The 26,310-nt window shown below is 65.8% G+C and carries 22 protein-coding genes; 9 read left to right on the forward strand and 13 right to left on the reverse strand.

What is annotated here, in order from left to right; translation table 11 throughout:
• Positions 1 to 11 precede the first annotated feature (11 nt).
• Entirely contained in the window at positions 12 to 866 is an 855-nt protein-coding gene (locus tag VPA02S_RS20965) for an AAA family ATPase (protein WP_015867237.1), read from the reverse strand.
• A gap of 162 nt (positions 867 to 1,028) precedes the next feature.
• Here VPA02S_RS20965 and VPA02S_RS20970 point away from each other — a divergent pair, with 162 nt between their 5' ends.
• The gene (locus VPA02S_RS20970) at positions 1,029 to 1,721 is read left to right on the forward strand and encodes a c-type cytochrome (RefSeq protein WP_015867236.1); all 693 of its coding nucleotides are present in this window, start codon (positions 1,029 to 1,031) and stop codon (positions 1,719 to 1,721) included.
• 73 nt (positions 1,722 to 1,794) lie between these two features.
• Here VPA02S_RS20970 and pcaG read toward each other — a convergent pair whose 3' ends face one another.
• Positions 1,795 to 2,403 carry a protocatechuate 3,4-dioxygenase subunit alpha gene (pcaG, locus tag VPA02S_RS20975; protein ID WP_062365483.1) on the reverse strand — a complete coding sequence of 203 codons (609 nt, stop codon included), beginning with the start codon at positions 2,401 to 2,403 and terminating at the stop codon, positions 1,795 to 1,797.
• A 20-nt stretch (positions 2,404 to 2,423) separates the two neighbouring features.
• A complete protein-coding gene (gene pcaH, locus VPA02S_RS20980; RefSeq protein WP_062365484.1) occupies positions 2,424 to 3,140 on the reverse strand; it encodes a protocatechuate 3,4-dioxygenase subunit beta in 717 nt (238 codons plus the stop codon).
• Positions 3,141 to 3,247: 107 nt separating this feature from the next.
• Here pcaH and VPA02S_RS20985 point away from each other — a divergent pair, with 107 nt between their 5' ends.
• Entirely contained in the window at positions 3,248 to 4,234 is a 987-nt protein-coding gene (locus VPA02S_RS20985) for a LysR substrate-binding domain-containing protein (protein WP_018906846.1), read from the forward strand.
• On the opposite strand, the gene VPA02S_RS20990 is transcribed toward VPA02S_RS20985, so the two are convergent.
• On the reverse strand, positions 4,231 to 4,665 hold the full coding sequence (locus VPA02S_RS20990) for a DUF1841 family protein (RefSeq protein ID WP_018906845.1): 435 nt from the start codon (positions 4,663 to 4,665) through the stop codon (positions 4,231 to 4,233). The genes VPA02S_RS20985 and VPA02S_RS20990 overlap by 4 nt on opposite strands.
• Positions 4,666 to 4,951: 286 nt before the next feature.
• Between VPA02S_RS20990 and VPA02S_RS20995 the strand changes: the two genes are divergently transcribed.
• From VPA02S_RS20995 to VPA02S_RS21025, 7 genes are all read left to right on the forward strand, one after another.
• A complete protein-coding gene (locus VPA02S_RS20995; protein WP_062365485.1) occupies positions 4,952 to 8,245 on the forward strand; it encodes a hypothetical protein in 3,294 nt (1,097 codons plus the stop codon).
• An 83-nt stretch (positions 8,246 to 8,328) separates the two neighbouring features.
• A complete protein-coding gene (locus VPA02S_RS21000; RefSeq protein ID WP_062365486.1) occupies positions 8,329 to 8,835 on the forward strand; it encodes an OmpA family protein in 507 nt (168 codons plus the stop codon).
• 78 nt (positions 8,836 to 8,913) lie between these two features.
• Entirely contained in the window at positions 8,914 to 11,988 is a 3,075-nt protein-coding gene (locus VPA02S_RS21005; RefSeq protein WP_062365487.1) for a glutamate ligase domain-containing protein, read from the forward strand.
• Positions 11,985 to 12,281, forward strand: a complete 297-nt coding sequence (locus tag VPA02S_RS21010) for a hypothetical protein (RefSeq protein WP_018906842.1) — start codon at positions 11,985 to 11,987, stop codon at positions 12,279 to 12,281. The genes VPA02S_RS21005 and VPA02S_RS21010 overlap by 4 nt, the downstream gene beginning before the upstream one ends.
• Before the next feature lie 79 nt (positions 12,282 to 12,360).
• Positions 12,361 to 14,202, forward strand: a complete 1,842-nt coding sequence (locus tag VPA02S_RS21015; RefSeq protein ID WP_015867227.1) for a peptidase domain-containing ABC transporter — start codon at positions 12,361 to 12,363, stop codon at positions 14,200 to 14,202.
• A gap of 37 nt (positions 14,203 to 14,239) precedes the next feature.
• Positions 14,240 to 15,556, forward strand: a complete 1,317-nt coding sequence (locus VPA02S_RS21020) for an HlyD family type I secretion periplasmic adaptor subunit (protein WP_015867226.1) — start codon at positions 14,240 to 14,242, stop codon at positions 15,554 to 15,556.
• On the forward strand, positions 15,553 to 17,106 hold the full coding sequence (locus tag VPA02S_RS21025) for a TolC family protein (protein WP_062365488.1): 1,554 nt from the start codon (positions 15,553 to 15,555) through the stop codon (positions 17,104 to 17,106). The genes VPA02S_RS21020 and VPA02S_RS21025 overlap by 4 nt, the downstream gene beginning before the upstream one ends.
• A gap of 16 nt (positions 17,107 to 17,122) precedes the next feature.
• On the opposite strand, the gene VPA02S_RS21030 is transcribed toward VPA02S_RS21025, so the two are convergent.
• From VPA02S_RS21030 to VPA02S_RS21065, 9 genes are all read right to left on the reverse strand, one after another.
• On the reverse strand, positions 17,123 to 18,562 hold the full coding sequence (locus VPA02S_RS21030) for a sigma 54-interacting transcriptional regulator (RefSeq protein ID WP_062365489.1): 1,440 nt from the start codon (positions 18,560 to 18,562) through the stop codon (positions 17,123 to 17,125).
• A gap of 35 nt (positions 18,563 to 18,597) precedes the next feature.
• Positions 18,598 to 20,685, reverse strand: a complete 2,088-nt coding sequence (locus VPA02S_RS21035; protein WP_062365490.1) for a TadG family pilus assembly protein — start codon at positions 20,683 to 20,685, stop codon at positions 18,598 to 18,600.
• A 101-nt stretch (positions 20,686 to 20,786) separates the two neighbouring features.
• Positions 20,787 to 21,281 (reverse strand): TadE/TadG family type IV pilus assembly protein, encoded by a 495-nt coding sequence (locus tag VPA02S_RS21040; RefSeq protein ID WP_062365491.1) that lies wholly within the window; start codon positions 21,279 to 21,281, stop codon positions 20,787 to 20,789.
• Positions 21,278 to 21,751, reverse strand: coding sequence for a TadE/TadG family type IV pilus assembly protein (locus tag VPA02S_RS21045; RefSeq protein WP_062365492.1), 474 nt, complete (start codon positions 21,749 to 21,751; stop codon positions 21,278 to 21,280). The genes VPA02S_RS21040 and VPA02S_RS21045 overlap by 4 nt, the downstream gene beginning before the upstream one ends.
• A gap of 36 nt (positions 21,752 to 21,787) precedes the next feature.
• The gene (locus VPA02S_RS31525) at positions 21,788 to 22,171 is read right to left on the reverse strand and encodes a DUF3613 domain-containing protein (protein WP_081247614.1); all 384 of its coding nucleotides are present in this window, start codon (positions 22,169 to 22,171) and stop codon (positions 21,788 to 21,790) included.
• On the reverse strand, positions 22,168 to 23,049 hold the full coding sequence (locus VPA02S_RS31530) for a tetratricopeptide repeat protein (RefSeq protein ID WP_081247615.1): 882 nt from the start codon (positions 23,047 to 23,049) through the stop codon (positions 22,168 to 22,170). The genes VPA02S_RS31525 and VPA02S_RS31530 overlap by 4 nt, the downstream gene beginning before the upstream one ends.
• Positions 23,046 to 24,014, reverse strand: coding sequence for a type II secretion system F family protein (locus tag VPA02S_RS21055; RefSeq protein ID WP_062365494.1), 969 nt, complete (start codon positions 24,012 to 24,014; stop codon positions 23,046 to 23,048). The genes VPA02S_RS31530 and VPA02S_RS21055 overlap by 4 nt, the downstream gene beginning before the upstream one ends.
• Positions 24,011 to 25,003: a type II secretion system F family protein gene (locus VPA02S_RS21060; protein WP_062365999.1), complete on the reverse strand. Its 993-nt coding sequence runs from the start codon at positions 25,001 to 25,003 to the stop codon at positions 24,011 to 24,013. The genes VPA02S_RS21055 and VPA02S_RS21060 overlap by 4 nt, the downstream gene beginning before the upstream one ends.
• Entirely contained in the window at positions 24,996 to 26,309 is a 1,314-nt protein-coding gene (locus VPA02S_RS21065; protein ID WP_062365495.1) for a TadA family conjugal transfer-associated ATPase, read from the reverse strand. Before VPA02S_RS21065 ends, VPA02S_RS21060 begins: the two co-directional genes overlap by 8 nt.
• Between the last annotated feature and the right edge of the window lies 1 nt (position 26,310).

The following is a 26,310-nucleotide window of genomic DNA, read 5'->3' on the forward strand; positions in this document are numbered from 1 at the left end:
CCCCGGAGCAGTTATCGGTTATTGCGCTGCATGAAGACGAGCTTCTCGAACAGGGTCACGTCCTGCTCGTTCTTAAGCAGCGCGCCCACCAGCGGCGGCACGGCGACCTTGTCGTCCTTGCTCTGCAGGGCCTCGAGCGGAATGTCCTCGGCCACCAGCAGCTTGAGCCAGTCGAGCAGCTCGGAGGTGGAGGGCTTCTTCTTGAGGCCGGGCAGGTTGCGCACGTCGTAGAAGGTCTTCATCGCGGAGGTGAGCAGCTCCTGCTTGAGGCCGGGGAAGTGCACCGCCACGATGCTCTTCATCGTTTCCGCGTCGGGGAACTTGATGTAGTGGAAGAAGCAGCGGCGCAGGAAGGCGTCGGGCAGCTCCTTCTCGTTGTTGGAGGTGATGAACACCACCGGCCGGTGCTTGGCGCGGATGAGCTCGCGCGTCTCGTAGCAGTAGAACTCCATGCGGTCGATCTCGCGCAGCAGGTCGTTCGGGAATTCGATGTCGGCCTTGTCGATCTCGTCGATGAGCAGCGCCACCGGCTGGTCGGCCGTGAAGGCCTGCCAGAGCACGCCCTTGACGATGTAGTTCTGGATGTCCTTGACGCGCTCGCCACCGTCCACGTCCGCCAGCTGCGAGTCGCGCAGGCGGCTCACGGCGTCGTATTCATAGAGGCCCTGCTGCGCCTTGGTGGTCGACTTGATGTGCCACTGCAAAAGCGGCAGCCCGAGCGATTGCGCCACTTCCTCGGCCAGCATGGTCTTGCCGGTGCCGGGCTCGCCCTTGACGAGCAGCGGGCGCGTGAGCGTGATGGCGGCATTGACGGCCAGCATCAGGTCCTGAGTGGCGACGTAGTTGTCTGAGCCCTTGAATTTCATGAGTGAACGCGAGCAGGGTGGAGGAGGCGGGGTGGAGAAAAGAACACACTCGATTCGCTTCGTGCAGCCACTTGGACGGCTTGAAGGGGTTCCCGGAGGACCCTTGCATATAATCGAATGTTGATTCGAAAAACTGTATCTCCACGAGATTGTGCGCGCAAAATGAACAAGTTGTTGACCACGATGTTTGCCTTCGCTGTCGCTTGCGTGACGGTCTCGGCGCAAGCCCAGCAAGTCACGGGCAATGCCCAGGAGGGTGCCAAGAAGGTTGCCATGTGCGTGGGCTGCCACGGCATCATCGGCTACCAGGCCAGCTTTCCGGAGATCCACAAGGTCCCGATGATCGCCGGCCAGAGCGCCAGCTACATCACCTCGGCCCTCACCGCCTACAAGGGCGGCGACCGCAAGCACCCCACCATGCGCGCGATTGCCGACACCCTGAAGGAGCAGGACATCGCCGACCTGGCCGCCTACTACAGCCAGCTGGGCCTGAAGGAAGGCGACGCGCCCCCGGCTGCGCTCGCCAAGCCCATGCCCGAGAACGTGCAGGCCCTGGTGTCGCGCGACAAGGACAACAGCTGCACCAAGTGCCACGGCGCCAACTTCAGCACGCCCAATGACGGCACGGTGCCCAAGCTGGCCGGCCAGCATGCCGACTACCTCTTCGTGGCGCTCAAGTCGTACCGCGTGAAGAACAACCTGCACCTGGGCCGCTCGAATGCGGTGATGGCGCAGCAGGTCGAGCCCAAGAAGTTCAGCAACGCCGAACTCAAGACGCTCGCGAGCTACATCAGCTCGCTGCCCGGCGACCTCAAGACGGTGCCGGAATCGCGCATCCACCGCGCCGCCGAGTAAGCGCCCTCCCGCCCCATCAAGAAGAAAGCCCGCATCGCGCGGGCTTTCTTGTTTGCGGGGCCGGCTGCTGGTGTCAGACGTCGAAGAACACCGTCTCCTGGGGCCCCTGCATGCGGATGTCGAAGCGGTAGCTCACCGCGCCGCCTTGCTCCACGCGCTCGGCAATCAGCGTGTGGCGGCGCTCGGCCGGCACGCTGGCCAGCACGGCGTCCCTGGCGTTGGCTTCGGCCTCGTCGCTGAAGTAAACGCGCGTGAACGCATGCAGCAGCAGGCCGCGCATCAGCACGATCACGTTGATGTGCGGGGCTTCGCCCGGCGATTCGGCGCCCGGCTTCACGGTGTGGAACACGAAGCGGTTCTGCGCATCGGTGCCCGTGCCGGCACGGCCGAAGGCGCGAAAGCCGATCTCGCGCGCCTCTTCGGGCGTTTGCGGATAGCGGCCCTCGCCGTCGGGCTGGCTGATCTCGACCAGCGCATCGCCGATGGGGTTGCCGTCGCCGTCGATCACGCGGCCTTCAAGGCGGATGCGCTCGCCGCTGGCGTTGTCCAGGGCCACCACGCCGTCGAAGGGCTGGTCGAAGTCGTAGCCGTACTGCGCGGCGGTGAGGCCGTAGGCGAAGTAGGGGCCCACGGTCTGGGAGGGGGTCTGGCCGAAGTCGGCTTCCTGTGCGGTCATCAACATGGTGTGTGTCTCCTTCTTGCTCAGCGGTTTTCGAACGGCGTTTCGTCGGCGCCGCGCAGCACAATGTCGAACTGGTAGCCCAGCGCGTAGCCTTCCTCGGTGATGTCGAGGCTGAAGTCGGCGATCAGCCGGTTGCGGTAGCGCTCGGGCGTGCCGGTGACCATGGGGTCGTACTGCAGCAGCGGGTCGCCGGGGAAGTACATCTGCGTGACCAGCCGGCTCGCAAAGCTCTGGCCGAACAGCGACAGGTGGATGTGCTGCGGGCGCCAGGCGTTGGGGTGGTTGCCCCAGGGATAGGCGCCGGGCTTGATGGTGAGGAAGCGGTAGCGGCCCTCGCTGTCGGTCAGGCAGCGGCCCGCGCCCAGGAAGTTGGGGTCGAGCGGCGCGTCGTGCTGGTCGACCTTGTGCACGTAGCGGCCGGAGGCGTTGGCCTGCCAGAGCTCGACCAGCGTGTTGGCCACGGGGCGGCGGCGCTCGTCGAGCACCTGGCCGGTGAGGATCATGCGTTCGCCCAGCGGCTCGCCGTTCTTGCGCGCATTGCGCGTCAGGTCGTGGTCGAGCTCGCCGATGCTGTCGTGGCCGTACACCGGCTGCTGCAGCTCGCCGAGCGAGGCCTTCAGCGGCACCAGGGGCTTCTGCGGGCCGCGCTTCGCGGTCGACTTGTATCCGGTGTAGATGTACGAGGGATGGGCTTCCCAGTCGCGGGGGGTGAGGGTGGCCGGGGTTTTCGTCAACATGCCGTTGTCTCCTGTCGTGGGACGAATCGAATTTGGAAGCTGAACTTTAGAAGCCGCGTTCGATGATGTAAATTGAAGATTGGTCTGTTTTACATAACCACCAGTAATTGAAAACTCCCGCCGACCTTCGCCAGGACTTTGTGCGCAACGTGCAGCTGCGCCACCTGCGCTGCCTTGTCGCGGTGGCGCAGGAGCGCCATCTCGCGCGCGCCGCCGAGCGGCTGTCGCTGAGCCAGCCGGCGGTGTCCAAGACGCTGGCCGAGCTGGAGGCCATCGTCGGGGCGCGCCTGGTGGAGCGCGGCAATGCCGGGCGGCGCGGGGTGCAGGGGCTCGCGCCGGCCGGCGAGCAGCTGCTGGCCCATGCGCTGCGCGTGCTCGAGGCCATCGACGCCAGCGCGCAGGCGGTGGCGCCCGCCTCGGGCGAGCGCGTGGAGCGGCTGCGCATCGGCGCGCTGCCGAGCGTGGCGCCGGCGCTGCTGCCGGCGGCACTCGCGCGCTTTCGCGAGCGCTGGCCGTCGGTGCAGGTTGTGGTGAAGAGCGCGGCCAACCCGGTGCTGCTCGACGAGCTGCGCGCCGGCGAACTCGACCTGGTGGCCGGCCGCATGAGCGATCCGCGTCTGATGGGCGGGCTCAGCTTCGAGCTGCTCTACACCGAGCCGCTGGTGTTTGCCGTGCGCCCCGGCCATCCGCTGGCGGGCCGGTCGACCCGGGCGGTGTCGGTGCAGGCGGTGCTCGGCTTTCCGCTCGTGGTGTATGGCGAGGGCACCATCCCGCGCCACAACACCGAAAGCTTCCTGTCGGCGCGCGGCCTGGCGCTTCCGCCCCACGCGCTGCAGACGCTCGACGTTGCGGTGGCGCGCGGCCTGGTGGCGGTGTCCGACGCGGTCTGGATCACCCCGCTGGGCGCCGCGCGCGGCGAGCTGGCCGACCAGCGGCTGGTGCGCCTGCGCATCGAAACCGCCGGCACCGACGAGCCCGTGGGCCTGCTGCTGCGCAGCGACGCCGAGCCCTCGGCGCTGCGCAGCGCCATGGCCGCGCTGCTGCGCGAGGGAGCGAAGCAGCAGGGCGCGCTGCCTTCCCGGAAGGCCGGCTAGTCCTTGGTTGCGCGGCGCTGCACGCAGGCTACGTAACCATCGCCATCGGGCGGCCGGCCGGCGCGCTGGCTCTCCCACATCATCTGGCCGAGGCATTCCATGGCCTCGTGATGCGCATCGAGCAGCGAGCCGCGGCGGGCGGCCAGCAGTTCGACGGCCTGGCGGATGCCGCGCGGCTGGTCGATGGAGCATTGCTCGCTGATCGAAAGATGCATCGACAGGTGCAGGAACGGGTTCTCGCGGCCGTTCGAGCCGTCGTACACGCGCGCCACGGCCGCATCGGCGTCGGCCAGGTCCTCGTGGTATTCGGGGTGGGCGTCGATCCATCCCGCGGCAATCGTCTCGAGCGCTTCCATCGGCAAGCCTTGGCGGTGCTTGGCGTACACGTCGCAAAAGAAGCGGCGCACGTCTTCCTGGGAGGGATTGAACATATCTGTATGGAGAAGCTGGAAAGGAAAAAGAGGGGAGGGGAAAACCGCGCGCCGGCAGCCCGGAATGCGCCCGATGTTCCGGTAGCGGGACGTTACGCCGTAACGTAACGAATGGTCAAAACAGCGTCCAAAGCGCTGTTCCGGCCGACAGCGCGGGCACCCGTTTTCAGAAAAATATCCATAAAAATCAATAACTTGCGTTCTTGGCGAACCGGTGGCTCAAAAGAGTTGGCAGCACGGCACGCTAGTTGCCCCTGTAGATGCATCTTTTGTCACAGAGGCTGTCATGAACGCACCACAAGCACCGACCCATTCGACCGAAGGACTTGCCGCCAGTGGCGTTGCTCCTGTGGTCATCGCCCAAGCCACCAGCACACCGCTCGGCGCTCCCGCCGCGATGAGCTCGTCGGCACCTGCCGCTGCCGCGGCGCCCTCGAGCATTGGCACATTGTCCAATGCTACGCCGGGCGTCGCGGTGATGCGCGAGGGTGTCCGCATTCCGGTAGACGGCAACCAGACCCTGATCGCGGGTGACCGCGTGATCGTTCCCGAAGGCGGGCAGGCCAACGTCCTGTTCCCCGGCTCGGCCACCAACAAGGCGCCGCTGGCCGGCGTCTTCACCGGCGGCACCGACGCCACCATCGGCTCGACCAAGCTGCCCGGCGGCCTCGAACAAGTGAATGTGGATGTCGCCTCGGGCGACCTGCAGGTGACCCCGCCCGACAGCGACGCCGACGCGGCCGCACTGGCCGTCACCAAGAAGGTCGCGGCCGGCAGCGGCCTCGGCCTCGGCGAATTCGCGCTCGGCGCACTGGGCGCCGTTGCGCTCGGTGCCGCGCTGGGCGGCGGTGGCGGTGACGACGGTGGAACGATCCCGTTCTTCGCCGGCAGCGGCGGTGGTGGTGGCGGTGAGAGCGATGCGGATGCTGATTCCGATGCGGATGCTGACGCGGATGCCGACGGCGATGCGGATGCCGACGCGGATGCCGACGCTGACGCGGATGCCGATGCCGATGCCGATGCTGATGCTGATGCTGATGCTGATGCTGATGCTGATGCTGATGCTGATGCTGATGCCGATGCCGATGCGGATGCCGATGCCGATGCGGATGCGGATGCGGATGCGGACGCTGACGCTGACGCGGATGCCGACGCCGACGCCGACGCCGACGCCGATGCAGACGCCGATGCAGACGCAGACGCAGACGGCGACAGCCTGCTCGATCCGGGCGACGGCGCGGCTGGCGGCCTGGTCGGTTCGATCGGCGACACCGCGGGTCTCGGCGACTCGCTCGACCCGGTGCTGGGCGTGGTCGACGGCGTGAGCGACGTGGTCGACGACGTGCTGGCCCCGGTGCTCGGTTCCGAGTTCTCCCAGAACGATCCCAACCAGTTCGATCCGGCGGACGACTTCGTCGAGACCGTGGCCGATGGCGTGGGCGGCGTGGCCAGCCCGATCGTCGACGGCCTGCTCGGCGAAGGCGCCACGGGTGCGCTGGTCGACCAGCTGGTCAAGCAGGTCGACTACGTCACCGACGCGCTGCAGAACGGCCTGGACAACCTGGTGGGCGATGAAGGCATCCTGAGCGGCCTCACCGGCAGCCTCGGCCTGGACGGCGCGCTCGACGGCCTCGTGGGCGAGGAGGGCGTGGTCGGCAACGTGGTGGACGGCCTGCTCGGCCAGGACAGCCTCCTCGGCGAGCTCGTCAGCGAAGACGGCCTGGTGGGCGGCCTGCTCGGCGAGAACGGCACGCTTGGCGGCCTGATCGGAGAAGGCAGTGCCATCGGCAGCCTGCTGGACAACGTGATCGGCGACGACGGCATCGTCGGCGGCCTGCTGGGCGAGGACGGCGCCCTCGGCGGCGTGGTCGGCGGCGTACTGGGCGAAGAGGGCCTGCTGGGCGGCCTGATCGGCGCGGGCAGCCCGGTGGGCAGCCTGCTCGGCGGCGACGGCGTGGTGGGCGGCCTGCTTGGCGGTGACGGCGCGCTGTCCAGCCTGCTGGGCAGCGACGGCCTCACCGGCGGCCTGCTGGGCCAGGACGGCGTGGTCGACAACCTCCTGGGCGACGGCGGCGCCGTGAGCGGCCTGCTCGAAGACAGCCCGCTGGGTGGCTTGCTCGGCGGCGAAGACGGCCTGCTCGGCGGCGTGACCGATGGCGTGCTGGGTGAAGGCGGCCTGCTGGGCGGCGTGCTTGGCGATGACGGCGTGGTCGGCGGCCTGCTCGGCGAAGACGGCTTGCTCGGCAGCGGCGGCGCCATCGGCAGCCTCCTTGCGCAAGACGGCCTGCTCGGCGGCGTGCTCGGCGAGGATGGCCTGGTCGACAACCTGCTGGGCGACGGCGGCCTGCTGGGCGGTGTGCTCGGCGAAGACGGCCTGGTCGGCAACCTGCTCGGTGGTGATCTCCTGGGTGGTGATCTGCTCGGCGGCGACCTGCTCGGTGGCGTGCTGGGTGAAGACGGCCTTGTCGGCAATCTGCTCGGCGGCGATCTCCTGGGCGGTGATCTGCTCGGCGGCGTGCTGGGTGAAGACGGCCTTGTCGGCAACCTGCTCGGTGGTGATCTCCTGGGTGGCGACTTGCTCGGCGGTGACCTGCTGGGTGGCGTGCTGGGTGAAGACGGCCTCGTCGGCAACCTCCTCGGTGGTGATCTCCTGGGTGGCGACTTGCTCGGCGGCGACCTGCTGGGTGGCGTGCTGGGTGAGGACGGCCTTGTCGGCAACCTGCTCGGCGGCGACCTCCTGGGTGGCGATCTGCTCGGTGGTGACCTGCTGGGCGGTGTGCTCGGCGAAGACGGCCTTGTCGGCAACCTGCTCGGCGGTGACCTCCTGGGTGGTGATCTGCTCGGCGGTGACCTGCTCGGCGGTGACCTGCTCAGCGGCGTTCTCGGCGAAGACGGCCTGGTCGGCAACCTGCTCGGTGGTGACCTCCTGGGCGGTGATCTGCTCGGTGGTGACCTGCTCGGCGGTGTGCTCGGCGAAGACGGCCTGGTCGGCAACCTGCTTGGTGGCGACCTCCTGGGTGGCGACCTCCTGGGTGGTGATCTGCTCGGCGGTGATCTGCTGGGTGGCGTGCTCGGCCAGGACGGCGTTGTCGGCAGCGTGCTCGGTGGCGACCTTCTGGGTGGCGACTTGCTCGGCGGTGATCTGTTGGGCGGCGTGCTCGGCGAAGACGGCATCGTCGGCGGCCTGCTCGGCGGCGATCTGCTTGGCAACGACGGCCTGGTCGGCAGCGTGCTCGGCAGCGGTGGCCTGCTGGGCGGCGTGCTGGGCGGCGGCAGCAGCCCGGTGGCCAACATCCTGGAGCCGGTGCTCGACACGGCAAGCACGGCCGGTGCGGCGCTCGAACCGGTGGTTGCCACGGCATCCACGGTGGCAGCGCCCGTGACCGACATCCTGGCCGGCGCAGCCCCGACGGTCGCTCCGGTGGTCGACACCGTCGCGAGCGTGGTCGACACGGTGGAGCATGCCGCTCCGATCGTGACCGACGTGGTCACCCCGATCACCAGCCTGGTGGACCAGGCCGCCGGCACCGGCAGCGTTCTCACCCCGGTGACGAACATCCTGCACGGCCTGCTGGGTTAAGGAACAAGAGCAGTAGAGGAGAAGGAAGAAAAACAACGCACCAGGGCCAGGCCGCCGCGGCCTGGCCCGCGAAAGGAATCGATATGAAGAACAGCAGCAGCAGCTACCGGATACTGGCCATCGTCGCCCTTGCAGCAAGCCTTGCCGCTTGCGGAACGGCCTCCAAGAGCGGACGCGAGGACGCCACCTACTACTACTCGAACAAGGCGGCCCCGGTGGCCAAGGTGGAACCACCCCCGCCCGCGCCGGTGCAGAACGGCCCCGCACTGAAGATCGTGTACTTCGACTTCGACAAATACGACGTCAAGCCGCAATACCGCAACGTGGTGGAAGCGCATGCGAGCTACCTGCGCAACCGTCCCGCCAGCAAGGTGGTGATCGAGGGCCACACCGACTTGCGCGGCGGCCGCGAATACAACCTTGCGCTGGGCCAGCGCCGGGCCGAATCCGTGCAGCGCGCGCTCACGCAGCTTGGCGTGCCGGGCGAACGCATCGAGGCCGTCAGCTGGGGTATTGAAAAACCCGCGTCGCTCGAAACCACCGAGGAGGGCCATCAGCTCAATCGCCGAGCCGAATTCAGCTACCGCTGAAACACGGAGAAACGCGATGCCTTCGATGGGAGTTCCCGGTCCGGGTGCGACCGGCCTCCCGCATTCGACTGGGGCCGAATGATGTCCTTCTCCGACCAGCTCCATGCCTGCCACGAGCGCCTGGCCTCGGTGTGCGCGGCGCTGCCGGCGCCTTATCCGGCCTTCACGCTTTTCTTCTCGGTGAGCGACGGGTCGCAGCGCGCGCACGTGGTGCACGCGCGCGCGGCCGATTTCGAAACCGCATGGCACGAAGGCGCCGAGGCCGTGGAGCGCTGGGTGCGCGACTGCGGCATCGTCTCGCCATGGCTGCGCATCGACTGGGTCGAGGGCGCAAGCCCGATCGACTGGGCGCAGTTCAAGGCCCAGCTCGCCGGCGTCAAGCGCAACTATTTCCGCCTCGGCCTGGCCTTCGACCAGGATTTCGAGACCGCGTTCACCGAGCAGGAGCTCAACGCCAACGCCATGCTGAGCGGCGATTCGACCATTGCGCATGCAGTGGTGAATGCGCGCAACTTCGAGGCCTATGCCCAGGCGCGCTTCGCACGCGCGCTGCCGCTCGAGCTGCCGGCCGACCAGCGCGTCTACCTGCTCGCGACCGTGGGCGTGTTCTGCCAGGCCGACTGCGTGGTGCACAAGCTCGTGGGCACGGGGCTCGATGCCGGACGGCGCCAGGCGCCGGCGCTCGCGCCGCAGTCGGCGCTCGACCTGGTGCGTAGCGGCGCCTCGTACCTTGCGCGCCAGGTGCAGGACGACGGGCTCTTCGTGTACGGCTACTTTCCGTGCTTCGACCGCCGCATTCCGACCTACGACGCCATGCGCCATGCGAGCGTGCTCAGCGCCATGGTCGAGGCGTGGGAGCTCGTGCGCGACGACAAGCTGCGCCTGGCCATCGACCGCGCGCTCGACCATCTCGCGAACACGCTCATCCGCAGCTACACGCTGGCCGACGGCACCGAGGTCGCCTTCCTCGTCGACACCGGCGAAGAGATCAGGCTGGGCGGCAATGCCGCCTGCGTGCTGGCCCTGGTGAAGTACTGCGAGGCGATGGACACGCGCGACTGGCTGCCGCTTTTGGAGAAGCTGGCGCTGGGCATCGCTTCGCTGCAGGATGGCGCCACCGGCAGCTTCAGCCACGTGCTGCATGCCGGCGACCTGCGCGTGAAGCAGGCCTCGCGCGTCATCTACTACGACGGCGAGGCGGCCTATGGCCTCATGCGCCTGTACGGCCTCACGCGCGATGCGAGGTGGCTCGCCGTGGTCGAGAAGGCCTTCGACCACTTCATTGCAAGCCAGCACTGGCAGGCGCACGACCACTGGCTGAGCTGCTGCGTCAACGAGCTCACGCGCTGGAGCCCGCAGGAAAAGTACTTTCGCTTCGGCCTGCAGAACGTGGCCGGCTACCTGGACTTCGTGCTCGACCGAAAGACCACCTTTCCGACGCTGCTCGAACTCATGCTCGCGGCCCAGCAGATGCTGCAGCGCCTGGAGGCCACGCCCGCCATGCGGCACCTGCTCGACGAGCTGGACACCGAAAAGTTCTACCGCGCGCTGGAGTACCGCGCCCACTACCTGCAGAACGGCTTCTTCTGGCCCGAGATGGCGATGTACTTTCGCCGGCCCTCCACCATCGTCGGCTCCTTCTTCATCCGGCACCACGCGTTCCGGGTGCGCATCGACGACGTGGCGCAATACGTGTCGGGCTTCGTGGCCTATCGCCGCTACCTGCTGGAGCGCCCCGCCGTGCCCGGCGCCGGCAGCGCGAGGGACGACGGTGCCGCCGCCTGGACCGCGGGCGAAATGGCGCGCGTGACCGGCGGCGAATGGGTGGTGCGCCCGGAAGACGGCTGGCGCGCCAGCGGCGTGACGCAGCGCTCCTTCCTGCGCAAGGGCCGCGTGGTGTTCGAGCACCAGGCGCGGCCCTCGAAGACGCCGCTGGCCGCGGTGGCGCTCAAGGGCGTGCTGCAGCCGGCCGCCGCCGTGCTGTGCACCGATCCCGCACCGCACCTCGACAAGCGGGTGCCGGTGCTCCAGGTGGACGACGTGCCGCAGGCCGTGCTTGCGCTGGGCGCGCATGCGCGCACCGAGTTCACGGGGCGCGTCTGCGGCGTGCTGGGCAGCGGCACCGCCGGCGCCACCGTGGCCGCGATGCTGGCCGACGCCCTGGCCGTGTGGGGCGAGGTCGGCCGGCCCGAAGGCAACGTCAGCCTGCCCTCGGGCATGGCCTGGAACCTGACCTGCATGCCGCGGCATGCGGCCTACTGGGTGCTGGAGATGGGATCGCCGCACATGCTGGCCACGGCCCAGCTGGTGCGGCCGATGCTGGCCGTGGTGACGGGGCTGTCGGCCGCGTCGCAAAAGCACCGCGGGCCTTCGGAAGCCGCCGCGCGCATGGACAGCCGCATCTTCGAGGGCATGGCGCCCGGCGACAGCGCGGTGCTGAACCGCGACCTCCCCGAGTTTGCGACCTTTGCCGAAGCCGCCATGGCGCACCAGCTGCAGATCGTGACCTATGGCGAGCACAAGGACGCCGACGTGCGGCTGCTCTCGTTCGACCATGGCGAGGTGCAGGCCCAGGTGCTCGGCGAGCCGTTCCAGTTGCGGCTCAATGCGCCGGGGCGCCACATGGGCGTGAGCGCCGTGGCCGCGCTGGCGGCCCTGCAGGCGATGCGCCTGAAGCTGGCCGCCGCGGTTGAGCCCTTCGCGCAGTTCGAGCCGCCGGGCGGACGCGGCGCGCTGCACACCATCCACATCGGCGGCGGCAGTTTCAAGCTGATCGACGAGACCTATGACGCCAACCCGAGCTCGATGCGCGCCGCGCTCGAGCTGCTGTCGCAGGCGCCCTGCGAGCCGGCCCGCCGCGTGGCGATCCTCGGCGACATGCAGGAGCTCGGCCCCGCCGCGCAGCGGCACCACCTGGACCTGGAGCCCGAGCTGCTCGCATCGCAGCCCGACCGCGTGCTGCTGTGCGGCCCGCTGATGCGGGCGCTGCATGCGCGCATCCGCACCAAGGTCCGCTCGCACTGGTTCGTCGATGTGTCCGACCTGTCGACCGCGCTGGGCGGCCTGCTGCAGCCGGGCGACTGGGTGCTGGCCAAGAGTTCTGCCGGTGTCGGTCTGTCCCGGCTGGCCCGGGTTCTGAAAGCATTGCCATGATCAAACTGAACGCTCAGGCGTCCTTGCCCTATCAACGCCAAGCCGCGCCGCAGCGCCGGTGGTGGCTGGGCTGGCTGCAGTTGTTGTGCGCATGGCTGCTTTGCATGTTGCTGTGCGCCAACGTTGCGCTGGTGCTGGCGCAGGGCCTGCCGAAAGACGAAGCGGCGCCGGTCGTGGCTAGAAAAGCGGCGGACTGCAGCCTGTCTGTCGAGGCCGCCAAGGACGCCGCTGCGGCCAATGCAGAAACGGTGTCGCACACGCTGAGACGTATGTCACGCTGCAGCGCTTCGTAAGTATTGATTTTGTCTTGTAACAACTGGGTAACAGTCGATAATGGCGCAGGCGTCATTGCCTGACGGATCGGCCCTTCCCATGATCAAGTTTCTCTTGCCCAGCCAACTGGTGGCCGAGGTGCCCGAAAAAGCAGGTGCGAGCCCGTACGCGGGTGCCCTGCATACGGCGTTCCGCGCCGCCTACCCACTGGTCAAGAGCGCGGCCTGGCGCTCGCTGCCCATCAGCCTGTTCGGCCTGCTGCCATCGATCTTCCTGCTCCAGGTGTATGACCGCGTGCTGTCGCGCAGCGGCGTCTCCACGCTGGCCGCGCTGGTGTGCGGCATCCTGTTCTTTCTTTGCATCGAGTTCTGGCTGCGCTCGGGGCGTTCGCGCCTGTTGCGCAATGCGGGCGCCATCATCGACCACGGCGTGTCGGGCGCGCTGCTGCATTCGATGCTGAACCGTCCGCTGCGAGCGCTCGAAGCGCGCCCGGCCTCGATCTGGCACCAGTTCTTCCGCGACGTGGCCTCGGTGCGCGGCACCGTCACCGGCGGCCTGGCGCAATCGATCTTCGATCTGCCGATGGCGGTCTTCGCACTGGCCGTGATCGGCATCGTGGCCTTGCCGGTATTGCCGGTGGTGGTGCTGTTCCTTGCCATCATGGTCTTCCTGGCCTGGTGGTGGGCCGACGAGGTGCGCAGCGGGCGGGTCGAGGAAGTGCAGCGCGGCCGCGGCCTCGAGCGCATGACCTCGGAGATCTGCAACGCGCGCGAAACGCTCAAGACGCAGGCCAACGACGGTCCCACCATCGAGATGTGGCGCCAGTCGTACAACTCCTGGCTGAGCGAAAGCTTCAGCAAGAACGGGCAGATCGAAACCGCGCGCGACGGCACCACCGTGCTGATGACGGTGTTCTCGGTCATCGTGGTCACGGTGGGCGCCATCTCGGTGATGGAGCAATGGATGACGGTGGGCGGCCTGGTCGCCTCCAACATGCTGGCCCTCAAGGCGCTGCAGCCGGTGGCCGGGCTGGTGTCGAGCTGGCGCTCGCTGGCCGCGGCCAAGGAAGCGGCCAAGCGGCTCGAGACGGTGCTTGGCGAGCCGGTGGAGAAAGCGCCCACCGGCATGACGCTGCCGCAGCCGCTGGGCCGCGTCACCTTGAAGGACGTGAGCTTCAGCTTCACGGAAGACGCGCACCGGCCGGTGCTGGAGAACGTCGACCTGGACATCGGGCCGGGCGGGCTGCACGTGATCGTCGGGCGCAACGGCGCCGGCAAGTCGACGCTGGTCAAGCTGCTCTCGGGCCTGTACACGCCCACGCGCGGCGTCATCAGCATCGGCGAGTACGACCTTTCGCAATTCGGCCGCGAAGAGCTTTCGCGCTGGATCAGTTACCTCTCGCAGGAGGTGTACTGGTTCGGCGGACCGCTGATCGACACCATGCGCCGCACGGCCCCGGGCCAGAGCGACGAGCAGGTGGTGGCGGCCTGCAAGCTCTCGGGCGCGCACGAGTTCATTTCGCGCATGCCCGACGGCTACCGCACCGTGGTGGGCGAGGGCGGCACGGGCCTGTCGGTGGGCGAGCGGCGCAAGCTCGCGCTGGCCATGAGCTTCCTGCGCAAGCCTTCGGTGCTGGTGCTCGACGAGCCCAGCAACGACCTGGACTTCCAGAGCGAGCGCACCCTGCTGGCCACGCTGCTCGCGGTGGCCAAGGTGCGCACGGTGGTGGTGGTCACGCATTCGCTTCGCATCGTGTCCGCAGCCAGCGTGGTCTACCACGTGACGGGGCAGGGCAACGTCGAACAGGGCACGGCCGCCGTCATGGTGCCCAAGCTCTTCGGCGTGAAGAAGGCGCTGGTGGCGCTCCCCGATTCCACCGCAGGCGAGGACGATGCCGACGTGCACTCGCAGCAAGCCGCCGCCAACCGTTCCATGGCCTGAGCGGCCGATCGATCGAAGAGTAATTGGGGACCGCGACTTGAAATCAGATTTGCCGCAGATACTGCAGGACGAGGATCACAAGCGCGCGGCGCAGACATCGCCCAAGGGCCGGCGCCGCAAGTGGGTCATTGGCGGCGCGGTCGCGCTGCTGGCCGCGGTCGGGCTGGGCTTTCCCATGGAAACCGTGGTGGTGGCACCGGGCCGCGTGATCCCGTCGGACCGCGTCAAGTCGATCCAGCATCTGGAAGGCGGCATCGTCAGCAGCGTGCTGGTCAAGGAAGGCGACAAGGTCACGCAAGGCCAGCCGCTGGTGGAGATCGACCTGGGCGGCAGCGGGCTCAATTTCGAGGAACTCACCGCGCGCTATGCCGCCACGCAGGCCACCCGCATCCGGCTCATGGCCGAGAGCCGCGGCCAGCCGCTCAGGCGCGAGAGCTTTGCCGCCGACATCGACGAGAGCGTGCTCGACGGCGAGACCGGCGCCTACGAGGCGCGCGCGCTCGAGCAGCGCGGCGTGATGGCCGGCGCGGTGTCGGGCCTGGAGGGCGCGCGCAGCCGGCTGCTCGAGCAGCAGGCCAAGGTCAAGGGCCTGAACGACCGCCTCGCACTGATGCAGAAGGAACTCGAGATCTCCGAGCAGCTGCTCAATGAAAAGCTGGTCGGCCAGGTCGAAGTGCTCGAGAAGCGGCGGCAGGTCGAAAGCGTGCGAAGCGAGCTGGCCGTGGCGCGCCAGGGCGCCATCTCCGCGAGCGCTGCCATCACCGAGGCGCAGGCCAAGATGGCCGAGGCCGAAGGGCGCTTCCGGCGCCGCGCGTCCGACGAACTGGCCACCGTGGAGCGCCAGTTCGCCAGCCTCAACGAAGACCTGGCGCGCGCGCGCACGCAGCGCTCCCGCACCATGGTGAAGGCGCCCGCCGACGGCATCGTCAAGGGGCTGCGCAGCGCCAGCCCGGGCTGGGTCATCAAGCCCGGCGAAGCCATCATGGAAGTGGTGCCCGACAAGGACGAGATCATGATCGAGGCGCGCCTCAATCCCAACGACCGCGGCTTCGTCGAGGTCGGCCAGGCGGCGCGCGTCAAGATCACCGCCTACGACTACCTGCGTTACGGCGCGGTCGAAGGCAAGGTCACCCTGGTGGCCGCCGATGCCGACCGCGACCCGGCCATTGCCAACGCGGCGCCGTACTACCGCATCCTCGTGAGCACCGAGCAGGCCCACGTGGGCCGCGAAGAGAACCGCATCACCGCCGGCATGGAGTCGGAGGTCGACCTGAAGGTGGGCACCGATCCGTTCATCTGGTACATCCTTCGGCCCGTGCTCAAGCTGCGGCGCGAAGCCTTCCGCGAACCATGATGGGCAGCAACGTGGCCGGCCGGCGCCCAGCGGGCACCGGTGTTCTTTGTGCAGTGCTGTGCGCGAGCTTTGCGCTTCCTCCGGGCGCCCTGGCGCAGGAGGCGCCCGCGCAGCTGATGCCGGCGCGCCGCCTTTCCGCGCCATCGATCGGCGCCGCCAGCTATGCGCAGCGCGTGAAGCAGGCGCTCATTGCGCTGTCGCAGGACTACCCTGAAGTGCAGACCGCGCAAGCCGCCGCCAACACCAGCAGCTTTGGCGTGGACGCCGCCAAGAAGGCCCGCTACCCACGCTTCAAGATGGGCACCGCCTCCGGCACCTACAACAGCGGCGCGGACAACGCGAAGACCGAGAACTACACCGTGCTCACCGCCGAGGCGCGCCTGAGCCTGATCGACGGCGGCGCCATGAACGCCGCGATTCGCGCCGCCGAGGCCGGCAACCAGGCCGACGACGAGGCCGTCGTCACCACTTCGCAGAAGGTGGTGCTCGATGCGCTGACCGCCTACCTGCAGGTGCAGCGCTTCGATCTCAAGAAGCAGATCGCGCGCAAGTCCACCGAGGTGGTGGCCGAGCTTTCGAAGGCCGAGGCCCGCCGCGTGGCGCTCGGCGCCGCCGGCGAGAACGACCTGAACATGGCGGCCGCGCGCCGCGCCAGCGTGGCCGCGCGCGAATCCGACTTCCAGGCGCAGCGCGACGAGGCGCTGGCCAAGTTCAACACCTATTTCAAGTTCACGCCCAACACCGATTCGCTGCCCGTGCTGGCCGCGCCCGCGTACTGGCGCATCGCTTCGCACGAAGAGGCCCTGCGCCGCGCCGAGGAGCGCAGCACCGAAATCTCCGAAGCCAAGGGCCGCGTGGCGCGCGCCCAGGCCCTGGTCGACCAGCAGGAGGCCAGCATCTGGCCGACCGTGGATGCGGTGGTCGTCAAGAGCAAGGACCCGCGCGGCGTGTCGCCGCAAGACCCGACGCGCGCGGCCTTCGAGCTCAACTGGAACTTCGGCAACGGCTTCGATCGCCAGCTGCGCCTGAAGTCGGCCCTGGCCGAAGTCGCCAACCAGGAAGCCAAGCTCGAAGGCGTGAAGCTCAACCTGCTGGAGCTCACCTCGGCCTCATGGTCGCGCGCCGTGTCCGGACGCGAGCGCGAGCGGCAGCTGGCGGAGGCCGTCAGCACATCGGGCCAGGCCTTTCGCGGGCGCCGCCGGCTGATGGAGTTCGGCCGCGAAACACTGCCCGCCGTGCTCGACGCACAGCTCGACTACTACAACCTGCTGTTCGACTACGTCGACGCCGTGTTCGACCTGCGCATCACCGAGCTGCGCCTGGCGCGCACCACCGGCGAACTGCGCATCGACGCCGACGCGAGCAATTCCTGGATCGACCGCATCTTCGGCCCGCCGAACCGGCCCGCGCTGAGCGAAGACGGCCTGCTCACCGCGCTGTGCATCTCGAGCAACGCAAGCTGCGCCAGCGAACCGGCGGCCGAGCGCGGTGCCACCGCAACCGCGGCAAACCCGCCGCTGCGCCGCACCGCGCGGCTGGCAAACCGCTAAGCGAGCCGCAGCGAGTTCAGGCGTCTTCGGGGATGCCGGGCTCGCCGTCGAGGATCTGGTACTTGCGCATCTTTTCCCACAGCACCTTGCGACTGATGCCCAGGTGCTGCGCGGTGTCCTGGCGCTTCCAGTCGTTGATCTCCAGCGCCGCGATGATGCGGTTGCGCTCGCTGCTGTTCCATCCCTTGCGCTCGCCATTGCCGTCGAGCGCCACGCCGTTCATGGTGCCGCCGCCGCCATGGCCGTTGCGCTCTGCAGCAGCGCCTGCTGCCAGCGTCGGCGTGCCGCGCGTGAGTGCAATGGCGCGCTGGATCAGGTTCTGGTCCCAGCTGTGCAGCTGCCGCGCGATCACGCCCACCCGCTCGGCCAGGTTGCGTAGCTGCCGCACGTTGCCGGGAAAATAGGTCTCGGCCACCGCATCGCTGAGCCAGTGCGGCGTTTCCCCGAGCGTCTCGAGTTCGTCGCCCAGCACATTGGCCAAGAGCGCCTTGAAGATCGCAATCTTGTCGATCTCCCCGCGCTCCTCCAGGCTGGGCACATGCAGCTCGATCACCGCGAGCCGGTAGAACAGGTCGGCGCGGAACTCGCCGCTCGCCACCATCTCGCGCAGGTTGCGGTTGGTGGCCGCCACCAGCCGAAAGTCGACCCGGATCGGCGCCGTGGCACCCAGCCGAGTGACCGCGTTGTCTTCCAGCACGCGCAGCAGTTTTACCTGCTGGTAGCGCGGCAGATCGCCGATCTCGTCGAGGAACAGCGTGCCGCCCGTGGCCTGCTCGAAGTAGCCGCGGTGCGCATGCACGGCGCCCGTGAACGAGCCCTTGGTGTGGCCGAAGAAGAGCGATTCGAAGAGCCCGTCAGGAATCGCGCCGCAGTTCACCGCCACGAACGCGCCCTTGCTGTAGTGCTGGTGCCCCAGGTGCAGCTGCTGCGCGATGCGCTCCTTGCCCACGCCCGTTTCGCCGCGCACCAGCACGCTGTGGTTGCAATCGGCAAAGGCACCCACTTCGGCCAGCAGCGACTTCATCGCGTCCGAATGCGCCACCAGCACATCGGGCGCCTGCGGCGCCACGTCGCGCGCGCGCAGCTGCCGCACCAGCTTGGCCACCATCGTGCGCAGCTCGGCGCAGGTGAAGTCGTAGGGCAGCACGTGCAGGTACTCGGGCGGATACGTGCGCGAGTCCCGCTCCCGCGAGGCGGCCGCCACCCAGATCACCGGCATGCCCTGCAGCAGCTCGGTGGCATGCGCGAGGCCGCCACTGTCGATGACCGTCACGCTGAGGATGGCCACCGAAGGCCGAAGCGCAGTGCCGCGATCCTGCTGCGGAGGCGGCAAGCCATCGGCCCGGATCACCTCCACGTCGAAGCTCGCCATGCACCGCGCGATACGGTCGAGGATGTCGGCCTTGCCTTCCCAGACAAAGAGGTCGAGTTCGTCGAAGTTGGCGGGGGAGGACATTCAGTTAGTGTTTGCGAAGGCGCTGGATCTACCGATCAGCGGACCAGCTTGGTGTTCTTGCAACTTAGCGATTGCAGGGCAACACGGGAGCGGCCGATGTCGAGACCGGCAATATCGGAGAGAACGTTTTTTGAGATGAGCTGCCCAACCATGTTCAGCGTGGGACGCAGCAACTCAATAACGGGAGAAAGGATGCCCGCCAGGAGATTCTGCTTCGGAACGCCGGGCGCCGTAGGGTTGCCCGTACCGAGCAGTCCGCCGATCAGATTGCCGACGGTGTTTAGCACGGTGCCCAACAGGCCACCGCCTTGGGTTGTCTGAAGCTCGTCGATCAGCTTCGTTCGAACACAGCTGTTGTATGCAGCTGAAGAGCCCGTACAGCCCGGATTGACCAGGAAGATCGGAGTGATTTCTTCTTTCCATTTGCTCGGCATTGGGCAAGTTCCCAGTGTGAGCAGGCCGCAAGGCCGATCCCAAGTGAGGTCGTCCTTCGAAAGCAAGCTAACCACCGAATCGGTGTTGTATTTTCCGGTCGAGAGGGTGCCTGCTCGCGTTAAGTAGTCGTCGGCCGCAGACGTTGCGATGCTGGCGGGAAGTGGAGCAATCGCGACATCGCTTCCGGGTTGTGCGAGCACCAGTTTGAGCAACTCGCTGGCCAATGTTGCGACCGTGTCGGCAATCGCCAAACCATTGGGAGGTGTGTCGGTGTATCCGCCGACGGGTACGGTCACCGGGTCTAGCTGGCTTAGGGCCGGTACGTAAGCCTTGCCAGAGAGGAAATTGAGTCCAAGCAGCTTGACTAGCGTCATGTTTTGCAGGCCGGCATCGCAAATCTTCGAGGTGGAGAAGACGGCCGCTTCGAACTGGGCAGGCGTTGGATTGGCGACGCCAATGACAGGGTTTCCAATACAGGCATTGAGGATCGAAGACCGGACATCGAACGTGGCAGTGTTCGGGGACGTCGTGCAATCGATGGATTTGAGTTCGGCGTAGGCGTTCGTCACGTCGATCATGATGGGCAGGTCGATGCTGGTGCCCAGCAGGTTGAGCAGGGTCGATACCAGTCCGCCAGCGACCGTGCTGATCTTTACGTAGAGCCGGACCTGCGCGTTGTAGGCTGTCGTGCCGATGCTTCCGATGCCGATCGAAGGCGGCTCAATGATGCGCAGCTTGGCGTCTGCTGAGACGCCTGTCAGCGCCGTGACACCACCCAAGCCCAAGTCCAGAGTAGCTGCGTGTGTCTTGGTTCCGACGCCGACAGCGGCGGTCAGAAGAGACATGGCATCTACATCGACGTTGAGCGCAGAAGCTGTCGTGGGCGCTTGAATGGCTGCAAAAAGTCCCCGGCTGGTCTCGGGTACCGAACCAGTCGAGCCAAGTTGCACGGTGAGTGCGTCAAGGTCGATGCCCAGACCCCCGATCGCGCCCAGGAGAACCTGGGTGTTGGCCACGCCCTGTTGTCCGGCCAGTGAAACTACGGCATTCACGACATTACTGATCGAGACTTTGCGCGCTGCGAGCAAGGCGTTGAGTTCGCCAACACCGATATCGGTCGATACATTCACTCCCAGCGCCTGCAGAAGGCCGGAAGGCTTGATGTTGACGCCTGCAAGTCCGCGGAAGGTGAGCAAATTGATCGAAGGATCGACGCCGACCAGCCTCAGCACATTGATGAGTGCGCCTTCGGGATTCGTGTTGACCAGATTCGATCCTACGGAGAAGACCGACATCGGCTCATCACGGACCGCGATGGCTTCCACGCCGATCACCCGGTTTCCCGAAAAGAAACTGAGGATCGAAGGTGGGGCCTCGTTGATCGAGACGTGAACCGCATTCGGCTTTGTGCCAGTGACAGTAATCGCCTTGGGCGCTGCTGTGGACCATTGCCCGCACTCGACCTTTGTCAGCGAGATGCCCGGCAGATTGACTGCCGCATTGGACTTGGCCGCCTGAGTCTCCTTGGCGCAATCCGACGACGAAATTACGGGTAGATATTGCGCACCTGCGAGAGCCGCCAGATCAGCGGTCTTCTGAAACTCTCTCTTCATGTAGAAGAGATAGCCCAGCTCTGTACCGATTAAGGCAATAACGATCAAGCTCATCGCAATGGCCGTGTTGACCAAGATGGACCCGGTTTGTCGGCCATGGCGAAGCACTCCTCGTGAGGGGCTCGAAGTTGTAGGTTTATCGCGTTGAACGGTCATGCCAGTGCGTTTTTTTGAAGCTAAAGTGCAACGGTGGCACGGCCCGTCAGTCTGTCTGGCATCAAGACGCTGATACCAGGCAGCCTGATTACTGGCAAGAGTTGATTGGCACCATAGGGATAGATCACTGTCACCACACCGGTTTTAGATGAGCCTGTACCCACCGTGGCCGGATTGACTTCGACCTTGTCGACGATCCATTGGCGCGGATTACCGGTCGCGGTATTGGGAACAATCAGTGCGGCCGCGAGGGAGTCGTACACCACATCCTTGATCCGGGCCTTCTCGGTGGCTCCAAAGCTGGTGCTTGACGGCAGAAGGGGAATGGCGCGAGCCCCGTCTTCCGCCGCGCGCGATACCACCTGCTGGATGTAGAGAACAGAGCCGAAAGTCGCAATCCCGTACAGCACTAAAAAGAGCACCGCGAAGACCAGTGCGAACTCGATCGCGGCGACCCCGCGCTGGCGCGTGGCAGAGGGTGCGCACGGGATAGACCTGGAGAATGTGGCGATCACAAGGCTCTCCCATCAAGCAGCATGCTGGCGCGTCCCGTCAACTGATCGGGAACGGCTAGGTTCATTAGTGGGGGAAGCACCGATCTCATGCCCGCCGTCGTGACTGTCACCACAACTTGGCAGCGCTGGCTCCAATCGGCGCTACATACGCGCGACGGGCCGCAGATGTTTCCTTCGATCTGACAGATGTGCGCATCTACGATCGGCGCGGTAGGTGCCCAGCCGCTCGACTGCGCTATTGCGACATTCTTCGCTTCGATCTCCCGCTTGCCCAAAGTGTCCTGGTAGTGCAGCGCCGCCCGCGCTCCATCCTCTGCGGCATTTTGTAGGCTGAGCCGAAGAGTGAGCACGATGCCAAGCGAGATGATCGCGTACAGCACGGAAAAGAAGATCAGGAAAACCAGGGCGAACTCCACCGCATAAGCACCCTTTTGGATATGAGCGCGAGACGAAGGAGTGGTGATTCGCATACGAGGGAAGGGGTCGATGACGCGTCGAAGGGAGCGCTACCGCGCCGAACTTCCACTATCGCCTTTCGACTTGACCGTCGAATTGAAATGTTCGGGAATAGGGAATTCGAAGCTCTTCAGGTAACGCTCGTAACTACGGCGAGCGACGTCACCCGCGATCGGGCGCGGAGTCGGCGAAGAAGTTGCGCCTTCACGTTGCAAGGCCAGCAGTCCCATGGCGGAGTCGCCTACCCGCAGGGCCGGGGTGTACGCGTACGGCTCTTCGCCCGGCGGGGCAACTTCGGCTGCATTTTCCTGTGCGGACAGAGCGGCGGCAGGAGCATCGGGAATCTTCTGTGCGGCAGCAGAGATGGAGAGCAGCGCCAGGGTGAGACTGGCCAGCGGCAAGACAGTGATGTGCCTTGGCAAAAGTTTTTTCATTCTGTACCTCGTGATGACGAGCTGGATGGATTACTAGCCGGAGCGGGACTCATGATGGCCCGTCGTCCGCCCAGATCGGGCCAACGGGCAGTCTTGAGCCTTAGCGGCGCGGCACCGTCGCTGGCGGACATGACGATGTCATTCGATCTGGCAGCGCGCGGAGCATTTCCGATCTGCCGCGCGCTCTCACGGATGGCGGCGCGCGTGGCAGCAGACATGCGATGAATTTCCATCAATGCATCCGCCTGAGCGTGCTGTTGTGTGACCTCTAGATAGAGCGCTAGATTGGCCTGTGCTTGCAGATTGTCCGAGCGAAGCTGAAGCGCCTGCATCAAGGGCAAGCGCGCATCGGCGACAAGGCCCGCTCGAAGGTTGGCATAACCCAAATCGCTCAACAGCACAGCGTCGGTCGGATTGCGGCGCTGCGCTTCCTTCAGGAGCTTTACAGCTTCGAAATAGTCGCCGCGGCTCCCCGCGAGGAGGCCGAGCCCGTGATAGCCGGCTGCCTCGAGTGGCGTGCCGATCAATTTCTTGTAGGCATCTTCGCTGCGTGCAGTTTCGCCTGTTTGGCGCAGCGCATCCGCACGCATGCGGCTCGATTCGGGTGAAACGCCCCAGCGCTTCTCAAGCGCATCGATGTGCGCCAGCGAGGCAAACCACAGACCGTCCGTTTGCATCTGCTCGACGAGCTTCAGATAGGTGGCTTGACTGTCGATGCTGGCCGTACCCTTCTGCGTTGCCGCGGCCTCGGCAGCCATCCGCTGCTGCGCTTCGGCCGCAGCAGGATAGTGTCCCTTGGAACCGGCGCAGCCGATAACCGCTAGCGAGGCACACAGTAACGCAACGGCCCGAGTGGCATGCTTCAGAGATATGGTCATTTGGACATCGCTGATAGGGAACGGAAGATGGCGATGAAGCCAGGGCCCGCAGTCACGATCACCAAAGCGGGCAACAGCGTGCCCACCATCACGGCGGTCATCTTCACGGTGATCTTGCCGATGCGCTCTTTCATCTCGGATTTACGGTGCTCCCGCAGGCGGTCACTGAAAATCCGAAGAGGCTCCTGTACCGCGCCCCCATGGCGATCGACCTGCACCAGCAGGGAAACCATGCCTGCCAGGTTGTCGTTGGCATGAAGTGTCCCGAGTCGATTCAATGAATGCTCGCGGGTGCGACCACGGCTGTACTGACTGTTTGCGATCGCTAATTCGTGGCCGAGCACCGGCATGACATGCGAGAAGTCACTGGCCATGATCTGCAAACTCTGATCCAAGCTCAGGCCAACGCCCTGGAGAAGCCGCAGCAGATCGATGAACAGCGGCAGCTCGTGCGCAACACGCTCGCGCCGGCCTGCGGCTATCCTGCCGAGCACGAACTTGGGAACCATGAACCCGATTCCGATGGCGGTCGTCAGAATGATCGTTAACTTCTGGGTCGATATCGGACTGGGCCAGAACATGACTGCCACGAGTGGCAGCAAGATCGCTAATAAGACCCGGGTCACGAGAAAAACAAGTTGCGCCCGCATCGACGAAAAGCCGCACTGATCTATCAGGCGCCGGTCCTCGTTTGCGACCAGAGCGCGCCCAACACGGGTATTCAGCCAGTGAAGCGGCAGGTCTGCATCGGCACGTCGTGCGCTGTCAACGACCCCTTCCGCTTCCGCTCCAGGGTCTAGCTCCTTCGGCGCCAGGACGTCATCGCGCTGAATGGCTCTTCCAATGGCTTTGCCGCGTTGTACACGCTGTAGTTCGGTGACCAGCAATCCGGCGGCCGCGGCGAAGAGACCTAATGCCAGAAGCACCAGGCTCCATATCGCGAGTTGGGCGGGCGTAAACGTCATGTCAGCTTCGCCAACCGATAGAGTAGTAATGCTCCGAGCATCTGCAAGCCCAAAGCGCCAAATATCAGTATCTGCCCAGTGGAGTCCTGCCACATCCGCAGGAAGTAGCTGGGATTGGCGATGATGATGAAGCCACCGACGCCGACCGGCAGCAATCCAAGAATCCAGGCTGACAGGCGTGTTTCGGACGAAAGCGCAATCAATTCGTGTTCGGCTTGGTCCCTGTCGCGCATGAAGTTAGCAACTCGTTCGAGGAGCAGGTCGGCCCGTCCGCCATAGCGCACCCCAAGCCCAAGGATGGAGGCCAACAAATACATCTCTTCAACGCGCACGCTCGCGGCCGTCTGGTGAAGCGCCCGATCCAAGTCAACCCCAGCGCGCACCAGATTCGCCGCACGTTCGAGATAGCCGCGCAGCGGTGTCTCTGTCGATGCGATCGCCAATTGAAAAGCAGCTTGCGTCGAATTTCCAATCGTGATCAGCCGAACCATGGCGTCGATGAACGCCGGGAGTTGCCTCACGAGCTGACGACGAAATTTCTGCACCTTCAGCCAGATGCCGAACATGGCCAACAGCGTCAGAACAATGAGCGAGCCAATAGCGCTGATCCATCCGGCGACGAGACCGGCTACGGCACTCAACAAAATGATAAGAAGACCGATGAGAACGATGGTCCGCGCTGCGACAGCGCCTTCGAGCCAAGAGGGCATCAGCGACTGGAGCTTGCTCTTTTGAACCTGCACGCTTGGTTCGGCGTTCGCATTCATCCACGGGTCTACATTCCCACCGTACGTTGATGAATCGATGAATGACGTGCTCGGCGGCGACGATGCGCCTTCGACGGGCATCTGCTTCGCTTCAATTTGCTGCGCCAGATGTCGTTGTGCGGCCCCTCGCCGCTGGCGGCCCTTCGCCCACTGCCATAGAAAGATGCCTGCCGCCGCCAGCAGCAGGGCAAGGCACATCACGATGAGCAGTGCTTCACGCACGCCTGTCCCCCTGTGCACGCGTCATCATCTGGCGGAAGCGCGTGATCTTCGGCGAATGAGGCGCGATGCCGAGGGATATCCAACGGTCACGCTCCTCGCCATCAGGCGAAACGATGGGGTCGTACCGATACAGTTCCTGCATCGCCACCACGTTGTCGTTGACCCCGGTAATTTCGCTGAGCGACATGATGCGGCGCTGACCGCCGGACATGCGGCCGATCTGCACCACAAAGTCGATTGCGTTCGCAATCTGGCGGCGCAGGCTCACCTCGCTGCCCTGATAGCCCGCGAAACCCGCCAGCATTTCCAGTCGGTAGAGGCATTCGCGAGGTGAACTTGCGTGAATGGTGCCCATCGAGCCTTCGTGGCCGGTGTTCATGGCCTGAAGCATCTCGATGACCTCGGCGCCGCGCACCTCACCGACGATGATGCGGTCAGGACGCATGCGCAGGCTGTTGCGGAGCAGGTCTCGAATGGAGACCACACCCGTTCCGTCGAAGCCGCCGGGCCGGCTTTCCAGACGAACGACGTGCGTGTGGCCGAGCGAGAGTTCGGCCGTGTCTTCAATGGTGATGACGCGCTCGGCCGGAGGAATGAAGCTCGCCAGGGCGTTCAGCAGAGAAGTCTTTCCGGAACTCGTTCCGCCACTCACGAGAATGTTGCAGCGAGCTCGTACCGCAATCTCGAGCAGTTGCGCCATGCCTGCGTCGAAAGTGCCCAGCTTCACCAGATCGGCTGGCGTCAACGGCTCCTTGCGAAATTTCCGGATCGAGACGGAAAGGCCATCAATGGCCAGCGGTTCGATGATGACGTTGATGCGTCCGCCGTCGGGAAGCCGCGCATCGACCATCGGGTTGGCTTCGTCGAGACGGCGGCCCAATGGCGCGAGGATGCGGCGCACGATGCGCATGACATGCTCCGTATCGGCGAAGCGCAGCGTTTCGCGTTCCAGAACCCCGTTGCGCGACACGTACACGTTCGTGTGGCCGTTTATCAGAATGTCTTCTACGGCGGGGTCGTTGAGCAGGTCTTCCAAAGGGCCGAAACCGGCAAGTTCCTTTGTCAGCGCATCGGAGATGAGCTGCATCTCCCGGTCGTTGATCGGCACGCGACGAAGGCGCACGAAGCTGTCGACTTCCAGTTCCACGAACTGCTGGATGGAGGCGCGCGACCAGCGGCCGAACTCCGCCCCCAGTTCTTCGATCCGGCTCAGCAGATGGTCATGCGTCCAGCTCTTGATGTCCTGGAACTGCTGCGAATTGATGAATGCCTGGTCGTCGTCGGCAAATTCGATATCGGAGGACATT

Source organism: Variovorax paradoxus NBRC 15149, from assembly GCF_001591365.1.
In the GTDB taxonomy this organism is placed as follows: Bacteria; Pseudomonadota; Gammaproteobacteria; order Burkholderiales; family Burkholderiaceae_C; genus Variovorax; species Variovorax paradoxus.

What these genes read in the sequence shown, in the direction of transcription:
- VPA02S_RS21055 (WP_062365494.1), bottom strand. Translation starts at nt 24,014, where the DNA reads ATGACGTTTACGCCCGCCCAACTCGCGATATGGAGCCTGGTGCTTCTG.
- pcaG (WP_062365483.1), bottom strand. Translation starts at nt 2,403, where the DNA reads ATGTTGATGACCGCACAGGAAGCCGACTTCGGCCAGACCCCCTCCCAG.
- VPA02S_RS21015 (WP_015867227.1), top strand. Translation starts at nt 12,361, where the DNA reads ATGATCAAGTTTCTCTTGCCCAGCCAACTGGTGGCCGAGGTGCCCGAA.
- VPA02S_RS21065 (WP_062365495.1), bottom strand. Translation starts at nt 26,309, where the DNA reads ATGTCCTCCGATATCGAATTTGCCGACGACGACCAGGCATTCATCAAT.
- VPA02S_RS20965 (WP_015867237.1), bottom strand. Translation starts at nt 866, where the DNA reads ATGAAATTCAAGGGCTCAGACAACTACGTCGCCACTCAGGACCTGATG.
- VPA02S_RS21010 (WP_018906842.1), top strand. Translation starts at nt 11,985, where the DNA reads ATGATCAAACTGAACGCTCAGGCGTCCTTGCCCTATCAACGCCAAGCC.
- pcaH (WP_062365484.1), bottom strand. Translation starts at nt 3,140, where the DNA reads ATGTTGACGAAAACCCCGGCCACCCTCACCCCCCGCGACTGGGAAGCC.
- VPA02S_RS31530 (WP_081247615.1), bottom strand. Translation starts at nt 23,049, where the DNA reads ATGACCATATCTCTGAAGCATGCCACTCGGGCCGTTGCGTTACTGTGT.
- VPA02S_RS31525 (WP_081247614.1), bottom strand. Translation starts at nt 22,171, where the DNA reads ATGAAAAAACTTTTGCCAAGGCACATCACTGTCTTGCCGCTGGCCAGT.
- VPA02S_RS21030 (WP_062365489.1), bottom strand. Translation starts at nt 18,562, where the DNA reads ATGTCCTCCCCCGCCAACTTCGACGAACTCGACCTCTTTGTCTGGGAA.
- VPA02S_RS21000 (WP_062365486.1), top strand. Translation starts at nt 8,329, where the DNA reads ATGAAGAACAGCAGCAGCAGCTACCGGATACTGGCCATCGTCGCCCTT.
- VPA02S_RS20970 (WP_015867236.1), top strand. Translation starts at nt 1,029, where the DNA reads ATGAACAAGTTGTTGACCACGATGTTTGCCTTCGCTGTCGCTTGCGTG.
- VPA02S_RS20995 (WP_062365485.1), top strand. Translation starts at nt 4,952, where the DNA reads ATGAACGCACCACAAGCACCGACCCATTCGACCGAAGGACTTGCCGCC.
- VPA02S_RS21045 (WP_062365492.1), bottom strand. Translation starts at nt 21,751, where the DNA reads ATGCGAATCACCACTCCTTCGTCTCGCGCTCATATCCAAAAGGGTGCT.
- VPA02S_RS20990 (WP_018906845.1), bottom strand. Translation starts at nt 4,665, where the DNA reads ATGTTCAATCCCTCCCAGGAAGACGTGCGCCGCTTCTTTTGCGACGTG.
- VPA02S_RS21025 (WP_062365488.1), top strand. Translation starts at nt 15,553, where the DNA reads ATGATGGGCAGCAACGTGGCCGGCCGGCGCCCAGCGGGCACCGGTGTT.
- VPA02S_RS21005 (WP_062365487.1), top strand. Translation starts at nt 8,914, where the DNA reads ATGATGTCCTTCTCCGACCAGCTCCATGCCTGCCACGAGCGCCTGGCC.